Genomic DNA, 16,845 nt, shown 5'->3' on the forward strand with positions numbered 1-16,845 from the left:
GTCGCCGCGACAATGCCACCACCGAATGCCCCCGAATATTCGGCGTGCAAGGCTGCTATGAACGCAATGACCGCGTCGATGGCAAAGGCGGTGGCGACAGATGGAGTCACGGTCAATGCCGTCTCTCCCGGCACGATACACAGCTCGGCGCTAGATCACCGTTTCCGTGAGGTCGCTGCAGAACGTAACGTGGCGGACAAGGACGCGCCATGGGAAGTTATCGAACGTGCCGTCCTGCCGATGTTTGCGCAGGTTCCTGTTGGCCGCGTTGGCCGACTGGACGAAATTTCGGATGCCGTCGCCTTCCTCGCCAGTCCACTTTCTGGATACATTACCGGCATGAATCTGCGAATTGACGGCGGCCTATCGCCCAGCCTATAAAATCATGACGTTCTACCGTGAGTGCTCGCTTATTGGGGCGGATTCAACCGGTCGAGGCGGTCATTCCAGTGCCGTACGGCGACCGGCGGAATGGGATCGACAAAGCGCCATTTCCAATGCGGTGCTGAAACAATGTCGCGAGTGGCCGCTTTTGTTAAGGGTTGTTCGATGCCTGCCCTTGTCTGCTGCCGCGTAAGCGCGCGATGGCGCATGGGGCCAGGCGTTGGACAAGCCTCGAGGGAGGAAACCGCAGAGTGGACCAACGTGGCGTGAGGCTTGAGCGGCTAGCCTCATACAGCCCAAGGTGCTTATGCACGCGATAGCAGCAAGGACGAAACCGACAAAGGCATAGTTTCATTCGTCCGCGCTCTACTGAGGTGTCGCTGCTCGGCTCTTCCGCTTCCCGCACGCAGCGGTGGCTCGTGGGATGGCTTCGCCCGCTTATCCAGGCACAGGCCACGCAGCCCAGCGAGGTGTGTCCTTCCATGATGAACGCCTTGATCTCAATCATACGGTCCACGTCGCTGTGGAGTCTACGAGAGACGACACAGTACTATTACCTTACGTTGTCACATGGAAGGAATTACGTCGCGGCAACTGCAGCCGCCCGGCTTCTGGCCGACTGATCGAGATCAAGGACGAGGAGCATTACCGCCGTTTTCTGTCCATCGTAGACATACCGCCCTGTGAAACCCCTAGGACCGCTATCTTTCAATTCCCAATCCCCGAGTTGAAGGAACCGGAAGTCGTCGGGCGCATCCTTCTCTGCAATCTTCTTCAGCTCGGACAACACCTCCAGAGTCGACGTCCAGAAGTTGTACGTTACATGAAAGAGGATCGGGGAGGATGAGTACGAAAAGAGCTGCTGAAAATGCTGTCGCAACCTGATCAGTGTTGTCTTGTTGCTCGGCTTTGCCCTGCAGACAACTGCTTCGATCGCCGTGAGTTCAATAGCCTATGGCCATGGCTGAACATTTATCTCCGAGAACGTCTGAATTGACGAAATGCAAGGCGCACCGGTTCAAGCAGCACCATCCCGAAGGCAATACCGAATAGACGATACAGCCCTGGCTGGATATCTACATTGAAATAGGTATCCGGCACCAGTACCACCAGGAACGCCAGCGCGAATTGCGTCCCGACATAGGCGACCCCGAGCTTGCCGTTTTCCACATGGCGTCCGACGATGACGCCGATGCACACCGCCAGCGTCATGGCGAGCGGCGAGTCGTGGGAGACCATCAGTATGCCGGTGGCCAGCAGCCCGCCTATGCTGCAGCCGATGAAGCGGTGGATTAGCTTTGAAGTCGCAGGATGATGCGCGGCTGAGAGGCTGGCGACCGGTACCATCATGACCGCCAGGATGGTGGTGCTGGACTGGCTGAGCGCTTCGATACCGAACCAGGCCCACACCCATGGAATCATGGCAAGGGCGATCGCGCCCTGCATGGCATTGTGAAATGCAGCTTTATGCCAAAGCGGGGACTTCAGAATGAGCGCCTCCTGAACGGATTGGCCGCCCGGCCCCAGGAATTTTCGGCGAATCGAGACCGCCGAAACCGCGCTGACAAGCACGGATGCGCAGGTGCCGGCCGACACCTCGATGAACCGCGACCTGGCGAAGACGCCAAGCGCCTCGCCCGGATGTTCCATGCCGTCGATGAGCACCATGGAGAAGGTCAATCCAGCAAAGAGCCACGCATAGCCGCTGCGGCGGATCAGTGCGAAATACAGCGTCACGGCGCCGACTACGGCCAACGCGGTGCTGAGCAGGATCGAGGAGTGCATGATACGGTCCGCCAGCAGCCATGCCAGCGCTGCGCCGGTGGCGGTCCCCATGACCCGCAGGCTGCCGCGCTTCAGGCTTTCAGAAAAATCCGAGCGGATCACCATGTATCCGCTGAATGCAGCCCATCCAACATTTCGGACACCTATGAGATGGGCGGCGGCGATTGCCAGGAGGACCGATACAACGCATTCGCATTCGTCGATGATGCGAGGGCCTCGTTCGGGCCAGGATACGAAATCGCGGGCGATGCCCGCGTTGAGTACACTAAAATCATCGATTGCTTTTCTTGTCCAAGACATGCGGTCTCCGGTCAGCGATGCGGCATCCTCGTATGCAAGCTGATCCAGCTCATCGGTGGTTACGTAAGATCGTCTTGGCGGTGTGCCGAGAGGCGGCGCCGTGCCGAACCATTCCAATTGCAGAGCAGTTTTAGCGGGCACCCGAAGAATGCATCTCGACTAATTTGGCGGCGCTGCGTGCGGTAACACGCAGCGCGAGACACCCATCAAGGTTCGTCAAGTCAAATATTTGAACAACATCGTCGAGCAGGACCATCGGGCCATCAAACGCATCACTTGGCCGATGCCGGGGTTCAAAGATTTCGGAACCGGTGGCCTCAGCAAAGTGGTGAGTACTCTTCCGGAATGCAGATCGTTGATGTCGCCCTTGCAATCTGTTCCGGGCCGCCTTTCGGTGGCCACAGGCCGTCGGCATAGTGACGTGCGCGTAGCGCAACGCGTTCCTCCAGGCTGGAAAACCCCCAGATATGGGTGATCCGGGGCGGCCCATCCAGAGCATACATATTGATCACCAAATGGCGGCTGTAGTCGTGAGCGGGACCCATGGCCTGCTCCCATCCCGCCAGGGTCGGTGGCAAGCCACCGGGCTTCAGATGGTAGGTTCGGAATTCATAGAATCGCCCGAATGCCAGGGGCTCGACGTCGGGCAGAAAAGGGAAGCGCGCGTACCGCTCCATGCTCAATCGGCTGGACGGGTCATCGATACCGAATGGATGGGCGCTCATGAGCGCCCGCAGCCGCTCCCTTTCGAACGCCTCGGCGGTCTCGAAGCTTCGCAATAGCTTGATCTGAAAGAGCTCGCCGATCTCTGTGCGCCAAGCGCCCAGGAGCCGACCTTCCCCATCCAGAACCCAGTTGCGCGCCGCGGTAGAGACGGCGGTTTGTTCCAGCGGTGAGCTGGAAATCGTAGTCAGTTCATAGAGCATGATGTTCTCCTTGATAACGCGACTGTCACGTTGCGTTGAAGCTTGCGCGGACAGCCCGGTGAGTCAAAACAACGATGTCAACCCGCCGGCGGTTGCTTGCTGGACTGATTGACTAGCACGCCGAAGAGCAGGTCCATTTAGCCAATGACAAACGGATCGCGGCTCTTGCCGGAGAGTTCAATCCAGATCGCCTTGGTTTCCAGATACGCGTGAATGGCATCAGCTCCGTTCTCGCGACCAATGCCCGAGTCACCGAAGCCGCCGAACGGGACCTGAGGTGCCACGACACGATAAGTATTCACCCAGACCGTGCCTGTGCGAAGGCGCGATGCGACCCGATGGCCCTGGTGAATGTCCTTGGTCCACACGCCTCCGGCGAGGCCGAACTTCGTGTTGTTGGCAATAGCGACGGCTTCATCCTCCGAATCGAATGTGATCACCGACAGTACGGGACCGAATATCTCCTCGTTCAGCGACCGAGCGTCTGGGCGCAGCCCGGTCAGCACGGTCGGTTGAACGAATAGAGCTCCGAGCTCGGGGACCTGTTTACCGCCACATGCGAAAGTCGCCCCCTCGGCTCGAGCAGCCTCGAAATGTTCAAGAACCTTGGCCAGTTGGCGATCGTTGGCTAAAGGTCCCATCTCCGTAGTCGGATCGGTGGGATCGCCCAACACGATGGTCTGAGCTCGCGCCACAATCCGTTTGACCAGTTCGTCGGCAATCGAGCTGTGGGCGATCAACCTTGAGCCTGCCAAACAGGTCTGCCCGCTAGCCGCGAAGATGCCCGCAATCACTCCATTCGCGGCGGCCGCAAGATCGGCGTCAGGGAACACGATTTGTGCCGATTTACCGCCCAGTTCCAGCGTCGTTCGGGCGAAATTCTCTGCCGCGGCGTGCGCGATCGCCCGACCCACCTCGGTTGACCCCGTGAAGGCAATCTTGTTGATATCCGGATGAGTAGAGAGAGCCTTCCCCGTCTCTGGACCGACCCCGGTCACGACGTTTACGACACCAGGAGGAAAGCCTGCCTCGTGCGCCAGTTTTGCCAGTTCCACCGTAGACGCAGGCGTGTAGTCACTCGGCTTAATAACGGCAGTACAACCGGCCGCCAGCGCTGCCGCAAGTTTGAACGTGAGCAATAACAACGGCGAATTCCAGGGCGTGATCATTGCAACCACACCAACGGGAACTTCTTGTGTGTAGACAAGATAGTTTGACTTGTCGGTCGGAACAACCTTGCCGGTGACCTTATCGGCCATGCCGGCGAAGTAGCGGTACCAGTCCGGCAGCGCACGCATCTGCTCGGACATCTCACGCAGAAGCTTTCCGTTGTCTCGCGTCTCGATCTGTGCCAACCGCTCTGCGTCGCGCTCAATCAGTGATGCCAACTTCCACAGCAGCTTGCCTCGTGCCGGCGCGGTGAGTTGGCCCCAATCGCCTGTAAGCGCCTTGCGCGCCGCCTTGACGGCTGTATCGACGTCTGCTGCCGTGCCATTGGCAACAAGAGCCCAGGGCTCGCCAGTGGCTGGATTGAACGATTCGTACGTCTCGGCGCCTGGCACTGAGGCGCCATCGATGAACATTTGAACTTCGGTATTCGACATCTTGAATTTCTCCGGGGATGAGGGACGACCATGCTTGCGGCCAGTCACCGATGGAAGCAATGTCCTTGCTGAATTATCGTCTTGACCCGTTGCGGCGATTACTTGGGTGTGGCACCATTTAGACCGGCAACTCGCAGGCCATCTTCGTATTGCTTGTCGGTGACTTCATCAAGCCAATCGGTTGTGCCAAAGGAACTGGCCACGTGGGTCAGGACACTATCCGAGGCAGCTCCATGCCAGTGGATTTCACCGCCTTCGATCCAAGCGATGTCACCTACACTCAGCACCTCAGCCCTCCCGTCAGCGGTGACTACGAGACCACGGCCGTTCGATGGGATGATGAGCTGCCCCTTTTGATGTTTGTGCCAGAACGTTCGAGCGCGTGGCGCGAAGATGACGTTATTTACCGTTGGGTCTTGGCCTGGTTTGGATAACGCGTCGCCCCAGACACTGCCGGTGAAGTTCGTCGAGCGTTGCTCGCTCGGCAGGCCGGCTCTTCCCCGTATGATCAGCATCAGATTTTCTCCGTTCGGGTCTGGGCGATGGCATCGAACGCGGGATACAGGTACTTGCCGCAGCCAATAGGGTCCTCCGACATAGGAAAGTGGCCGCACCCCTTCATGACGATCAACTCACCGCCGAGCTGATTGGCCGCCTCCCGGCTCATTTCGACCGTGGCGGAATAATCGTATTCCCCCGTAAGAATATAGAGCGGACAGGTGGCCGGCTTGAGCGAGGCAGCGTGCTTCGGTAGATCGATAGAATAAAAGTGCGTGTCGCCCTGGTAGACACCCGGCCCTCCCTGCGCGTATTGCCAAAGGGTCTGTGCGCGCGGCCCCGCTGGCGACGACGGCGCGATCAAGCCTCTTTCCCAACTGACCATGAACGCTGAGTGATCGACGTCGAGGCGATTGGTCCAGTCGACGAAACGTCCCGGATTGCCGAGACCGCCCTCTAGCGCACAGACGCCGGCAAACTTGTCACTGTGGTTGCTAGCCAAATACAGACAGATCGCGCCGCCGATAGAGCAGCCAGTCAGAATAGGGTGATCGAGATCAAGGGCCGCAATGAATGCCAGTACGGTGTCCGCGTAGGTTTGGGTAGTCAACGCATAACGCTGGTCTTCCCAGTCGTCCGGTGGATCCGAGCGGCCGTGCCAGGGCAGATCGAATGCATAGAGGCGATAACGTGAAGTTAATTCAGGGTCTTCAAGCATGTGGCGGAATTGCCGTGAATCCGAGCCAGCGGTATGCAGACAGACTACGGGGACGCCTTTGCCCGCTGCTTCGAAGTAGATGCGTTGCGGCACGCCATTAACGTCGATGGTCATATAGCGCCCTTCGATCGGGCTGAGGCCTTTACGCAATGGGGGTGCCTTAGCCGTCGGCGAGCGTTTTCCTACCTGCGTTTCACGCAGCTTCTCAACGATACGGTCAAGGACTACAGTGGCGCGTGCCCAACTTGCGCGATCGCCACCGATCCGCTCGGCACCCTGCGTTGAAACGATTGCCCCCACGGAGGTGAAGCCGCGCGGAGGAACTGGTGCGCAAAACAATTTCCATTCTTCGCCGGTTATTGCGATCGAGAAATCCCAACTCGCGTTGATACCGACATCCGGAAGATAGTGAACGCCCTCACGGGTAATTTCAACGCCAAAGCGGACGTTGTCGATCTCAAGCAGCGCTCGACTACGATGAGGTGCGGGTAAGCCGGTCAACGTGCAAGCCTTCACCGCTTCTTGCACAAGCGAATGATCCAATTTCCGTGTCATTTGGTCTAGCTCCTTAATGTGGTTTGTATAAGCAAAATCTCAGCATGACAACATCGTGATAGAGGTTAGGCATCCTAATTTTACTGTTTCGAAAAACCCTGTAAGACGCCGCAGTACACAGCGCCCTGAAGTGGAACCTCGCGGATCTCTTCGGGCGTGCAGCCGTTTCTTAAGGCGTCGCGAAGGTGCAGCCGCAGATCATCAGAACTTTATTTGATGTACCCTTATTTAGGGTTCTGGCTTTTCGAAATACCCGTTTGTTCGCGATCTCTAAGTGTGGCAAGGGCAGCTTGCGCCGCACCCGCCACGTGGTCCTGACAGCAACGCCATGCTAAATCCTCGTCACCCGCGAGCAGCGCTGCGCCAAACACTTTCATTTGCGCAAGACTTTCCTTGTTCCGGTGTGGGCGGGCGATGCCGATTGAGCGTAACTGCATAGCTCGTACATGGATGCTTCTTAATCCGGCCGCCAACACACTGTTGTCTGCTCCGTCAATCAGGATCGAATAAAAGCGCTCTTTCGCGTCCAGCAAGCTTTCGAGATCTCCAGCTTCGTACACCTGGTCAAATTCGTCGACCACGGCATGTAGCGCCGCCCGATGTTGAGGGAGAGCGCGTCGCGCGAATTGCCTCGCCATATGGCCCTCAAGGACACCACGCGACTCATAAAGCTCTTCTGCGATTTTCAATGTAATAGGTGCAACAATCGGCCCTTTAACAGGCAGCGTGACGACAAGCCCCTCAGATTCAAGCTCGCGTAGTGCTTCGCGCACGGACGTTCGGCTTACCCCAGTCATCTCACACAGGTCGCGCTCTACCAGCCGCTGACCAGGCTCAAATTTTCCACGTGCAAACGCCTTGCGCAGCATGGCGGCAACTTGCTGACGCAACGGCGCCGCCGAGACAATCTGGAAAACGCGTGCTTCGGACATATTTTCCTCAATACAAGTCAGCAGTCGTTAATAGCGTAATACGGTAATATGCTATTAGCATAGGAGGCCAAACGACACTTAGCAAGGACCGTATTACGGTCATAAACTAGTGCCATATCATTTTCGCCGTTTTCCGGAAACTGGAAATTCCGCGAAACCCTTTCCAGGCACCGATTTCCGGACATGATTGGGTTGTAAGCCGGAACCGCAGAACTTTTGGAAATCTTTTCCGTTCAAATGATTACAGGAGATCAAGACCGGCGAGCATGGCTGCTTTTCCTCCTCATTTCAAAATCTCTTATTGTAGGTTTAACCAGTTGCGAGCGCGGCTCATCATGTACAGCGGCATGGGCTTCTTCTCCGCATACTTTGATATTCTAAGAAGTCTATTATTTATTAATTCGTTATACGAATCATAATTGGTTCACCGCCGCGATTTACTTGACGAAGTCAGCCTCACGGTGCTCCGCGAATAAACTGTCCGACGCAGCCGCAATTGCTGCGGCCAATAACGAGTGTCTTTAAAGGACGTTTCCGTTCCAGTCGAACGAATCGGGCAAGCCAAAAAACGACGCTGCTATCGGCATAGCGTGGTTCATCATGTTTCTTCCATGATGAACCTTGAGTCCGCGCGCGCGTGCGGACTCGAGCAGCGCGGTCATGCGCGGCTCCATGATCACATCGGCGACGACTGCATGGAACGGCAGTGCATCGACGGGAAATGGCAGGGTGTCGCTGGCGTTCAGTCCGACCGGTGACGCGTTGATGGCGATATCGATGTCCTTCATCGACGGCATACCCATTGCCAAACGCGCGCTGGACACGCTTGCAATTGAGCGTGCCAGTTCATGCGCGCGCCCTTCATCGACATCATTGACGGTGAGGCTCGCGATTTTCTCCATCCCCAGCGTCCATCCGATGCAACGGCCAACGCCGCCGCAGCCATGCAGATAGACATTGACACCCTCCAGACTCACGCCATCCGCATGCAAGCCCGCGAGAAACCCGGCGCCATCGACGTTGTCGCCTTCCCAAGTCCCATCCGCGAGCCGCCGCAGCAGATTTATGGAACCGATGCGCTGGGCACGTTGCGTCAACACGTCAGCATGGTCCATTGCTGCGAACTTGTGCGGCATGGTCAAGATCGCACCATCGACATTTTCAGTCGCCTTCAACCCTTTCATCGCCGTATTGAAGTTCGAAGCGGTCACGTCGGCTGGCAGCATCAAGGCGTTCACGCCGTAACGCTTGAAGAGCGCGCTCCAGACGACCGGCGCGCGAACATGCGAGATAGGAGAACCGAGGATATAGAAGAGGCGCGTCAGCGCGTCGACGGGTGAGTTGAGCGAATGTCTTTCATCTTTTATCGTCATTATCTAGTCCATGTTGGCATCGGATCTCTCGACCCGATGCAAGCCAGTCAGTGCGAGGTGACATTTTGTAGCATCGTACCGCTCCGGCGACTCTGGATAAACGCTGCGGCAATCGCAGTGCCGATCGGTATCGTGAGTAATACAAAAAGCTGAGCGAAGTTCCAGTGTCGAAGATTATGCTGCTGGGATTGACCGTGCTAATTCTCGACCGATTCGATGTTGTCGCGATGGGCTAGATCGCACCGACTACCTCAGATTGGAAAGTCGATCACGTCCAGCAGAAAGCCCCAAAGGGTCGCGTATCGAGGATGTATTCAACATTGAGTTGCTTGACAGCGGACCTCTACGTCCCTTTTTAATTTACGCTTATGCGTGCACCACTTCATGCAACGGCATCGTCTACTCTAAACCGGGTATCCGCGGTGATATCGATCCTTCGACCCGACCGCGCTGCCTCCACAACAGCGAGAGTTGTCGCAAGCGTCCGCGCGGCGTCGTACGCGTCGATGAGCGGTTCGGCCGCGCCGCTTGCGACATCGACGAAGTGGCGCAATTGATTTGCATAGACGTTCTCTTCTTCCACTGGAATGAGCTGGTCATGAATCCGGCGATGACGGCCTTTCTCACCGTCGTATGACCAAAGGGTTCGGTCGGGCAATGAAAGCGCACCGTCCGTGCCCGCGAAGAAATGTGTTGGCACCTGACGGTAATCGAAAAGCTGGCGGTCTTCTCCCGCTGCGGTATCCCAGCTCCACGGCGTCGCAGCGGTATCGGAGAGACTGATGTTCGCAACCGTTCCGTTATCGAGTTCAAGCGTGCAAGCAGCTGAATCCTCGACTTCATGCGCCCTGGTCTTGCTCGACGCTACCGCCTGAACCGAAACGACGTCTCCACAAAGGTGCCGAATCAGATCGATCTCATGGATCATGTTGATGAGAATCGGCCCACCTCCGGTATGCCGACGCCAAGGCACTGCAAAGTAAGCATCGGGTTTGTACACGAGACACATGATGTTTACGACCACCAGCTTGCCGATGCGTCCCTCGCCGATCGCCTTCTTTGCAGCCCGCACCATCGGGTTGTGCCTACGATGGTGTCCAACGAGCACCGGCACACGCGCATTGCGTGAAGCTTCGGCAAGCGCTCGCGCGGATGCAAGATCATCGGAAATCGGCTTCTCGATTAGCACCGGAATTCCGCGGTCGATACACGCCATTCCAACTTCCACATGCGTGCTGTTTGGCGTACACACAATGACCGCGTCGACATGCTGCGTATCGAGCAGCTTGCGATAATCTTTGTAAAGCGGCACTCCCAGCGTAGCGGCTTGATGTTCGGCTTCGGGGGATGGATCGGCTATTCCCACAAGCTTGCATTGATCACTATTTGCGATCTCCTGCATATGACGCTTGCCGATGACTCCCGCCCCGACTACCGCGATGCTGATTTCCGACATTGGCCTGATGCCTCCTCAAGAATATCTTGTATGTGAACGTGTTCTCGTACATGCATGTCGCAAGTTTAGAAACTAGATAAACAGGATGTCAACGCATTTTCCACTCGGGTTCACGTAGAGGAACAAACGAGGGTTTATCCCGAAATAGCCAAAACGCGCTTGACTCCACGCCTTATCGTAATCAATATGTGAACGTATTCACCCATATGAACTTAAGGACATCCATGAACGCTGTGATGCTTGACCGCCTGGCCATTCGCGAAGCAATCGATAACTGGGCCGTGTGGCGAGATGCCGGAGACTGGGACCGCTTCGCGAGACTGTGGCATCCGGAGGGCCGGATGATGGCTACCTGGTTTCAGGGGAGCGGACCTGAATTCATTCGCGTGACGCGAGAGGGTTGGGCACGCGGCGTCAGCATCCTGCATTTCCTCGGTGGTACGTCCATCGATCTCGCGGATACGCGTGCGATCGCGCAGACCAAGATGACAATCTCGCAACGCGGCGACGTAGAAGGGCTTCAATGCGATGTCGTGTGCACCGGGCGCTTCTACGATTTCTATGAAAAACTGGATGGCGAATGGCTGCTGCGCTTGCGTCAGCCGATTTATGAGAAAGACCGCCTTGATCCTGTCAAGACCGGTGTAAAGCTGGATCTCGATGCCGAAATACTCGGCCGCTTCCCCGAGGGTTATCGTCATCTTGCGTATATTCAGACGAAGATCGGCTATGCCGTCAAACGCGACATGCCCGGACTCACGGGCCCCGCCGTCGAGGCGCTCTACGCGCGCGGCCGCGCCTGGCTCGACACGGGAACACTGTGATGAGAGGACAGGTCGACGCTTTCACCTATGACGCGTTGCCGGCCCGCATCGTCATGGGTGCGGGAAAGCGCAAGGACGTCGCAGCGGAAGTCGAAAGACTCGGATGCAAACGTCCTTTGATTGTCACGACGCGCGAACAGGCGACGCTCGGCGACGACATCGCGCGACAGTTCGACGCCGGATCGACCGCCCTCTTCGCCGGTGCCACCATGCATACGCCCTGGGATGTGACCCAGCGGGCGCTCGACGCGGCTCGAAGCGCGCGCGCGGATTGCGTGATAGCAATCGGTGGTGGTTCGTCCATCGGTCTCTCGAAAGCCATCGCGTTGCGCACGAAACTGCCGCAGATCGTGCTGCCAACCACGTACGCGGGTTCCGAGGTGACGCCCATTATCGGAGAGACGCGCGACGGGCAGAAGCACACCCTGCGCACGTTAGAAGTGCTGCCCGAAGTCGTCATATACGATGTCGAGTTCACGCTGACTCTGCCCATCGCGCTGAGTATCGCGAGCGGTCTCAATGCGATCGCGCACGGAGTCGAGGCACTCTACGCGACAGACGCCAATCCGGTGACCTCGCTGATGGCGGAGGAAGGCATCGCGGCGCTTGCGGAGTCGTTGCTGCACATCGTCCAGTCACCTCATTCGGTGGAGGCGCGGCGTCTCGCCCAATACGGCGCATGGCTGTGCGGAACGTGTCTTGGAACGGTCCGCATGAGCCTGCATCACAAGATATGCCACGTGCTCGGCGGAACGTTTAACCTCGCGCATGCGCAAACCCATGCGGTCATGATTCCGCACGTCGTCGCCTACAATGCAAATGCGGCGCCACGCGCGATGACGAGCATAGCTCGCGCGCTGAATTCACGGCTCGCGTGGTCTGGATTACAAGAGCTCGCGGTCAAACTCGATGCACCGCGCTCGCTAGAAGCGCTCGGCATGCCTGAATCGGGCATCGATCGCGCAGTGGATCTGATCATGCAGAACGCCTACTCCAACCCGCGTGCGCCCGACGCTCCTGCGCTTGGCCACATGCTCCGGCTGGCATGGCAAGGCCTGCCGCCCGAGCCGACGAAATGAGGACGCACCATGCGAAACTTCAACGAAGACAACATCACGCAGGCTGTGCTCGACAGGCTGAGCAGCTGCGCGGACCCGCGCACGCGCCAGATCAGCGAGGCGCTCGTTCGTCATCTGCATGCCTTTGTGAAAGAGATCGAACCCAGTGACGCGGAATGGGCGAGCGCCATCGCGTTTCTCACCGAAACCGGCCAGACGTGCTCTGATACGCGGCAGGAGTTTATTCTGCTGTCGGACACACTGGGTGTCTCCATGCTCGTGGATGCAATCAATCATCGTTTCGATGAAGCGGCCACGCAAACCACGGTGCTCGGTCCATTCTATGTGGAGGAAGCACGCGACTTCCGGCTCGGCGCCGATATTTCCCACGAGTCCGGCGGCCCTGCGCTGATCGTCGAAGGTACGATCGAAGATGTGCGCGGTGCTCCGATAACGGGCGCGTTGATCGAAACCTGGCACGCCGACGATCGCGGCTTCTACGACGTTCAGCGCGACACCGGCAAGTCGGCACTCGACATGCGTGCGCGCTTTCATACCGACATGAACGGACGCTTCTGGTATCGATCCGTCGTGCCCGCTGCCTACCCTATTCCGAACGACGGCCCCGTGGGCAAAATGCTGGACGCTCAAGGACGGCATCCTTTTCGTCCCGCGCATGTACATTTCAAACTGAGCGCGCCGGGGTTCGAGACCATCGTGACGCATGTCTTCATCGATGGCGATCCGTATCTGGACTCGGATGTCGTCTTTGGCGTGAAGGATGCCCTGATCACGAAGCTCTCACGGATAGAGGGACGTGTGAGCCCCGGCGGACACGAAGTCGAATCAGGCACGTCGTTGATCGCGTACCGGTTCGTTCTCCCAGACAAAACCAGAGGCTAGCGGAAGGACTCGTGCATAAGCTTTCCTTGCATCACCTGACCATGCTCGACGCGCACCCGCTGCAGCTCGTCGACGCCGCGCATGCTGGCGGATTCGACTACTACGGATTGCGCGTCGTCGCGCCGACTGCGGCGGATACCATCATCGACGTGGCACATGATCCCGTTCTTATGCGGGAACTGTCGGCACGAATGGAAGCGACTGGTGTGCGTCTGCTCGATATCGAAGCGATCTGGTTACAGGCCAGTACGTGTATTGAAGACTTGCTTCCGGCCCTGGAGGCAGGGCATCGCCTTGGCGCGAAGCATGCGCTGGCCGTGGGCTTCGACGACGACCGTGCTCGCCTCATCGACAACTTCAGCGCACTGTGCGAAGCCGCCGCACGCTTCGAAATGACCGTCGGCCTCGAACTGATCACCTATTGCCCTGTCGGCACGCTAGACGATGCGCTCTCGCTAATCCGTGCAAGCCGTCAGCCGAATGCGCGCATCCTGATCGACACACTGCAAGTGTTTCGGTCCGGCGCCAGCGTGGAGGACATCGGTAATGTAGAAACACGCCTTATCGAATACATTCAGATATGCGACGGCCCGCGCGCTTCGCCTGCTTCGGTGGATGAGCGGCGCACGGAAGCGCGCACCGCGCGCCTGCTGCCCGGCGAAGGCGAACTTCCATTGCACGAACTATTGGCGAAGCTGCCGGCCGACCTGACGCTTGCCGTCGAAGCGCCGACGCGAGAATTACGTGGCCGTCCATTCGATGAACAGGCGCGCACGATCATGGAAAGGATGCAGCGCTTTCTCGCCTGAGCGCGTCACTCCGCCAAATACTGGCGCTGTATTCGTGCCGCCGAAGTCGTAAGAATGGCGATTGCCCGCTCGCCAATCTCTTTCGAATAACGCACGGCTGGAATTGCGAGATTCAACGAACCGAGCGGAAAGCCGCTTGCCGACAGGATGGGCGCCCCGACGCCCACGATGCCCGGCGTGTACTCTTCCGAGGACTGCGCAAAGCCTTTCTTGCGCACGTCTTCCAGCGCCGCGAGCAAGGCTTTCTTGGAGGAAATTGTATTCTTCGTGAAGCGCTGGAACGTGACCGCGCGCATGTATTCCTCACGCATCGCGTCGGGAAGATAAGCAAGAATCGCCTTGCCGCCGGACACAGCATAGAGCGGCGCGAGATCGCCAAGCCGCATGTGCGATTGCAGGCGTTGCTGACTAATGACCGTGGCGACGACTTCGACCTGCTCGCCCTTTAATTGATTGAGCGCGCACGATTCCGCGGTCTGTTGCGTGATGTCGCGCAAAACCGGTTCCGCGCAGGCGATCAGGCTGCGCCTCTGATTTGATTGCTGCGCCAGCTTGAGAATGGCGTCGCCAAGCTTGTAGCCTTTGGTTTCGGCCACGAAGCGCAAGTAGCCACGGTCCGTGAGATTGCGAATGAGCTTGGTCAAGCTGCTCTTTGGGATATCGAGCGCCGCGGCTATTTCCGCATGCGACATTTCACGACCCCATTGAGCCAAAAGCTCAAGCAGGTCGAGGGTACGATCAGCCGACTTCACGGTACTCGCCGTCTCGACATCGTTCGCGCGCATGGTCTTCTGGTCCTTATTCATATGGGGGAACATGGTATATCTCGCCCGGTAAATGTCAAGCAGGCCGGGCTTCGGCCAAGCAGTTCGGCCAAGAATTGTCAGATAACGCTTGTTCCTTTAGTAGAACACGTTCACAATCGGATTAACAACTATTACTTCAATGAACGACCATTTACACGCGAGGAGAACATGGAAAAAATCGCGCAAGGCTATGGAGGCAGCACCTTCTCATTCATGTGGCAAGACACAGCACTCGCCGCATTGCGGAAGATGCAAAAGCTGGACTTGAACAACTTCGACGTGCTGGTCGTCCCCGGTCATCTCTGGCCCGATGAGCTTTCCGCAGCGGAGAGATCCGGCTTGGCAGGCACCTTGAGAAACGAAGGCATTCGCATCGAGTCACTCAATCTTCCGGCGCTCGATCTCAACCTTGTCAGTCGCGTCGAAGAATTCCGGCGCTACTCCATCGACCTGTACATTCGCACCATGCAACTCGCCTCCGACCTCGGCGCGGGTGCAGTAGTGGTAGTTCCCGGAAGGGTTTCATCTCTGTTCCCGCCGCCCAGTAAGGATTCGGAGTTGTTGCTTAGGGACAGCCTGGAGCAGCTTCTCCGGGTTGCCGAGCGGCTCGATCAGAAAATCTTCATCGAGCTTCATCCCCAAACGCCTATTCCGACCACTGACGCAATGCTTGCCTTTCTCGACGGGCTCGCTCATGAAAGGCTTCTGATCGCCTACGACGTCTCGAACGCTGAATTCGTCGGAGAAGATCAGCCTGACGCGATCAGGCGGTCCGGCAATCGCATCGGGCAATTCCACCTTTCCGACGGTACACGCAGCCAGTGGCGCCATGACCGCATCGGCCTTGGAACGGTGCGCTTCGATGAAATCCTGAGCGCAGTGAGAGAAACTGGAGTCTCCGGAACCTTAATTCTCGAGATCATTTCCTCGTCGCCACTGGAAGATTTAAGCGCGTCAGCCGATGCGCTCAAACGCAGCGTTATCGACTAACCGAATTAACGGACCTTACTTCCATGCGTTTTTCTCAAGATGCTGTCCAAATCCCCTCGTCGTTCGAGCATCGGTCCGCAATCGTGAACGATGTCAACCTGCACTATGTGATCGGTGGCAAGGCGCCGGGTTCCGCGCCGCTGATGCTCCTCATTCACGGCTTCCCGCAAAACTGGTGGTGCTGGAATAGCGTCATCGCCGAACTGGGAGAGCGATATACCGTCGTCGCGCCAGACCTCAAGGGCGTTGGCTTGTCCGACAAGCCCGCGTGCGGATATACGAAGCGCGAGATGGCCGCCGATCTCCACGCTCTCGTCGAGAGCCTGGACGGAGCACCCGCGCATATTGTCGGTCACGATATCGGCGGGATGATTGCCTACGCTTACGCAACCCGCTATCCGGCGCGTTCGCTCACGATCATCGATGTGACCATTCCAGGTGTCGGCGATTGGGATCAGGTGATCGCGGATCCACGTGTCTGGCATTTTGCCTTTCACCAAAACCGCGATCTACCTGAAGCCTTGATCGTAGGCGGCCGAGAGCACGTGTACATCAGCTCGTTTATCAATCAGCAAACATTCCGCCGGGGCTCGATCTCTCTCTCGGACATCAGCGAGTATGTCGAGGCGTACAAACAACCGGGTGCGTTTCGCTCGGCCATGGAGATGTACCGCCAGTTCCCCCAGGACGCAATCGACAACCGCAATGCAGGACGACTTCCCGAAGAGCTCCCGGTGCTCGCCATTGGCGGCGAAAAGCGCTGGGCTGGCCGGGTCGGTGAGCGGCTCGGCACCGTGTCATCGAACGTGACGAGCGTATCGATTCCAGACGCCGGGCATTTTGTCGCCGAAGAGCAGCCGGGGCACTTCATCGACGCGATGTTTCAGTTTTGCAGGTAAGTAAACTAAAAAATAAAGGAGACTT

16 protein-coding genes and 2 pseudogenes are annotated in these 16,845 nt (G+C 57.7%); 8 read left to right on the plus strand and 10 right to left on the minus strand.

What is annotated here, in order from left to right:
- Positions 1-381 (plus strand): SDR family NAD(P)-dependent oxidoreductase (locus GSQ77_RS26995; protein WP_158906857.1); only part of this gene is annotated, 381 nt, incomplete at its 5' end.
- A gap of 975 nt (positions 382-1,356) precedes the next feature.
- Here the strand turns inward: GSQ77_RS26995 and GSQ77_RS27000 are convergent.
- Positions 1,357-2,469: an FUSC family protein gene (locus tag GSQ77_RS27000; protein ID WP_158906859.1), complete on the minus strand. Its 1,113-nt coding sequence runs from the start codon at positions 2,467-2,469 to the stop codon at positions 1,357-1,359.
- A 205-nt stretch (positions 2,470-2,674) separates the two neighbouring features.
- On the opposite strand from GSQ77_RS27000, the pseudogene GSQ77_RS27005 reads away from it, so the two are divergent.
- Positions 2,675-2,773: pseudogene (locus tag GSQ77_RS27005) on the plus strand (IS6 family transposase); the annotation flags it as partial.
- A 13-nt stretch (positions 2,774-2,786) separates the two neighbouring features.
- Here GSQ77_RS27005 and GSQ77_RS27010 read toward each other — a convergent pair.
- From GSQ77_RS27010 to GSQ77_RS27045, 8 genes and pseudogenes are all read right to left on the minus strand, one after another.
- Positions 2,787-3,395, minus strand: a complete 609-nt coding sequence (locus GSQ77_RS27010) for an NIPSNAP family protein (RefSeq protein WP_158906861.1) — start codon at positions 3,393-3,395, stop codon at positions 2,787-2,789.
- A 137-nt stretch (positions 3,396-3,532) separates the two neighbouring features.
- Positions 3,533-4,999: an aldehyde dehydrogenase gene (locus tag GSQ77_RS27015; protein ID WP_158906863.1), complete on the minus strand. Its 1,467-nt coding sequence runs from the start codon at positions 4,997-4,999 to the stop codon at positions 3,533-3,535.
- Positions 5,000-5,097: 98 nt separating this feature from the next.
- Positions 5,098-5,514, minus strand: a complete 417-nt coding sequence (locus tag GSQ77_RS27020; RefSeq protein WP_158906865.1) for a cupin domain-containing protein — start codon at positions 5,512-5,514, stop codon at positions 5,098-5,100.
- The gene (locus GSQ77_RS27025; protein ID WP_254067843.1) at positions 5,514-6,758 is read right to left on the minus strand and encodes an alpha/beta fold hydrolase; all 1,245 of its coding nucleotides are present in this window, start codon (positions 6,756-6,758) and stop codon (positions 5,514-5,516) included. Before GSQ77_RS27025 ends, GSQ77_RS27020 begins: the two co-directional genes overlap by 1 nt.
- A 92-nt stretch (positions 6,759-6,850) precedes the next feature.
- Positions 6,851-6,970: pseudogene (locus tag GSQ77_RS27030) on the minus strand (carboxymuconolactone decarboxylase family protein); the annotation flags it as partial.
- A 24-nt stretch (positions 6,971-6,994) separates the two neighbouring features.
- Entirely contained in the window at positions 6,995-7,702 is a 708-nt protein-coding gene (locus GSQ77_RS27035) for a GntR family transcriptional regulator (protein ID WP_158906867.1), read from the minus strand.
- A 521-nt stretch (positions 7,703-8,223) separates the two neighbouring features.
- A complete protein-coding gene (locus tag GSQ77_RS27040) occupies positions 8,224-9,075 on the minus strand; it encodes a shikimate dehydrogenase (RefSeq protein WP_158906869.1) in 852 nt (283 codons plus the stop codon).
- Between the two features lie 382 nt (positions 9,076-9,457).
- Positions 9,458-10,531, minus strand: a complete 1,074-nt coding sequence (locus GSQ77_RS27045; protein ID WP_158906871.1) for a Gfo/Idh/MocA family protein — start codon at positions 10,529-10,531, stop codon at positions 9,458-9,460.
- A 224-nt stretch (positions 10,532-10,755) separates the two neighbouring features.
- Between GSQ77_RS27045 and GSQ77_RS27050 the strand changes: the two genes are divergently transcribed.
- Genes GSQ77_RS27050 through GSQ77_RS27065 form a run of 4 tightly spaced genes read left to right on the plus strand, consistent with a single transcriptional unit; the run spans position 10,756 to position 14,125 of the window.
- Positions 10,756-11,355, plus strand: a complete 600-nt coding sequence (locus GSQ77_RS27050) for a nuclear transport factor 2 family protein (protein WP_158906873.1) — start codon at positions 10,756-10,758, stop codon at positions 11,353-11,355.
- The gene (locus GSQ77_RS27055) at positions 11,355-12,434 is read left to right on the plus strand and encodes a maleylacetate reductase (protein ID WP_158906875.1); all 1,080 of its coding nucleotides are present in this window, start codon (positions 11,355-11,357) and stop codon (positions 12,432-12,434) included. The genes GSQ77_RS27050 and GSQ77_RS27055 overlap by 1 nt, the downstream gene beginning before the upstream one ends.
- 9 nt (positions 12,435-12,443) lie before the next feature.
- Positions 12,444-13,316 carry a dioxygenase gene (locus GSQ77_RS27060; protein ID WP_158906877.1) on the plus strand — a complete coding sequence of 291 codons (873 nt, stop codon included), beginning with the start codon at positions 12,444-12,446 and terminating at the stop codon, positions 13,314-13,316.
- Positions 13,317-13,327: 11 nt separating this feature from the next.
- Positions 13,328-14,125, plus strand: coding sequence for a sugar phosphate isomerase/epimerase (locus GSQ77_RS27065; RefSeq protein WP_158906879.1), 798 nt, complete (start codon positions 13,328-13,330; stop codon positions 14,123-14,125).
- A 5-nt stretch (positions 14,126-14,130) separates the two neighbouring features.
- Here the strand turns inward: GSQ77_RS27065 and GSQ77_RS27070 are convergent, their stop codons facing one another.
- On the minus strand, positions 14,131-14,943 hold the full coding sequence (locus GSQ77_RS27070; RefSeq protein ID WP_254067844.1) for an IclR family transcriptional regulator: 813 nt from the start codon (positions 14,941-14,943) through the stop codon (positions 14,131-14,133).
- A gap of 156 nt (positions 14,944-15,099) precedes the next feature.
- Here GSQ77_RS27070 and GSQ77_RS27075 point away from each other — a divergent pair, with 156 nt between their 5' ends.
- Together GSQ77_RS27075 and GSQ77_RS27080 are read left to right on the plus strand one after the other, a co-directional pair.
- On the plus strand, positions 15,100-15,921 hold the full coding sequence (locus GSQ77_RS27075; protein ID WP_158906881.1) for a sugar phosphate isomerase/epimerase: 822 nt from the start codon (positions 15,100-15,102) through the stop codon (positions 15,919-15,921).
- Between the two features lie 23 nt (positions 15,922-15,944).
- The gene (locus GSQ77_RS27080) at positions 15,945-16,820 is read left to right on the plus strand and encodes an alpha/beta fold hydrolase (RefSeq protein WP_158906883.1); all 876 of its coding nucleotides are present in this window, start codon (positions 15,945-15,947) and stop codon (positions 16,818-16,820) included.
- The last annotated feature ends 25 nt before the right edge of the window (positions 16,821-16,845 follow it).

It is taken from the genome of Burkholderia sp. L27(2015) (assembly GCF_009765705.1).
In the GTDB taxonomy this organism is placed as follows: Bacteria; Pseudomonadota; Gammaproteobacteria; order Burkholderiales; family Burkholderiaceae; genus LMUX01.

Bases quoted from the DNA above. Each gene is read 5' to 3' on its own strand.
- GSQ77_RS27000 (WP_158906859.1), bottom strand. From the start codon at position 2,469: ATGTCTTGGACAAGAAAAGCAATCGATGATTTTAGTGTACTCAACGCG.
- GSQ77_RS27010 (WP_158906861.1), bottom strand. From the start codon at position 3,395: ATGCTCTATGAACTGACTACGATTTCCAGCTCACCGCTGGAACAAACC.
- GSQ77_RS27015 (WP_158906863.1), bottom strand. From the start codon at position 4,999: ATGTCGAATACCGAAGTTCAAATGTTCATCGATGGCGCCTCAGTGCCA.
- GSQ77_RS27020 (WP_158906865.1), bottom strand. From the start codon at position 5,514: ATGCTGATCATACGGGGAAGAGCCGGCCTGCCGAGCGAGCAACGCTCG.
- GSQ77_RS27035 (WP_158906867.1), bottom strand. From the start codon at position 7,702: ATGTCCGAAGCACGCGTTTTCCAGATTGTCTCGGCGGCGCCGTTGCGT.
- GSQ77_RS27040 (WP_158906869.1), bottom strand. From the start codon at position 9,075: ATGACGATAAAAGATGAAAGACATTCGCTCAACTCACCCGTCGACGCG.
- GSQ77_RS27045 (WP_158906871.1), bottom strand. From the start codon at position 10,531: ATGTCGGAAATCAGCATCGCGGTAGTCGGGGCGGGAGTCATCGGCAAG.
- GSQ77_RS27050 (WP_158906873.1), top strand. From the start codon at position 10,756: ATGAACGCTGTGATGCTTGACCGCCTGGCCATTCGCGAAGCAATCGAT.
- GSQ77_RS27055 (WP_158906875.1), top strand. From the start codon at position 11,355: ATGAGAGGACAGGTCGACGCTTTCACCTATGACGCGTTGCCGGCCCGC.
- GSQ77_RS27060 (WP_158906877.1), top strand. From the start codon at position 12,444: ATGCGAAACTTCAACGAAGACAACATCACGCAGGCTGTGCTCGACAGG.
- GSQ77_RS27070 (WP_254067844.1), bottom strand. From the start codon at position 14,943: ATGTTCCCCCATATGAATAAGGACCAGAAGACCATGCGCGCGAACGAT.
- GSQ77_RS27075 (WP_158906881.1), top strand. From the start codon at position 15,100: ATGGAAAAAATCGCGCAAGGCTATGGAGGCAGCACCTTCTCATTCATG.
- GSQ77_RS27080 (WP_158906883.1), top strand. From the start codon at position 15,945: ATGCGTTTTTCTCAAGATGCTGTCCAAATCCCCTCGTCGTTCGAGCAT.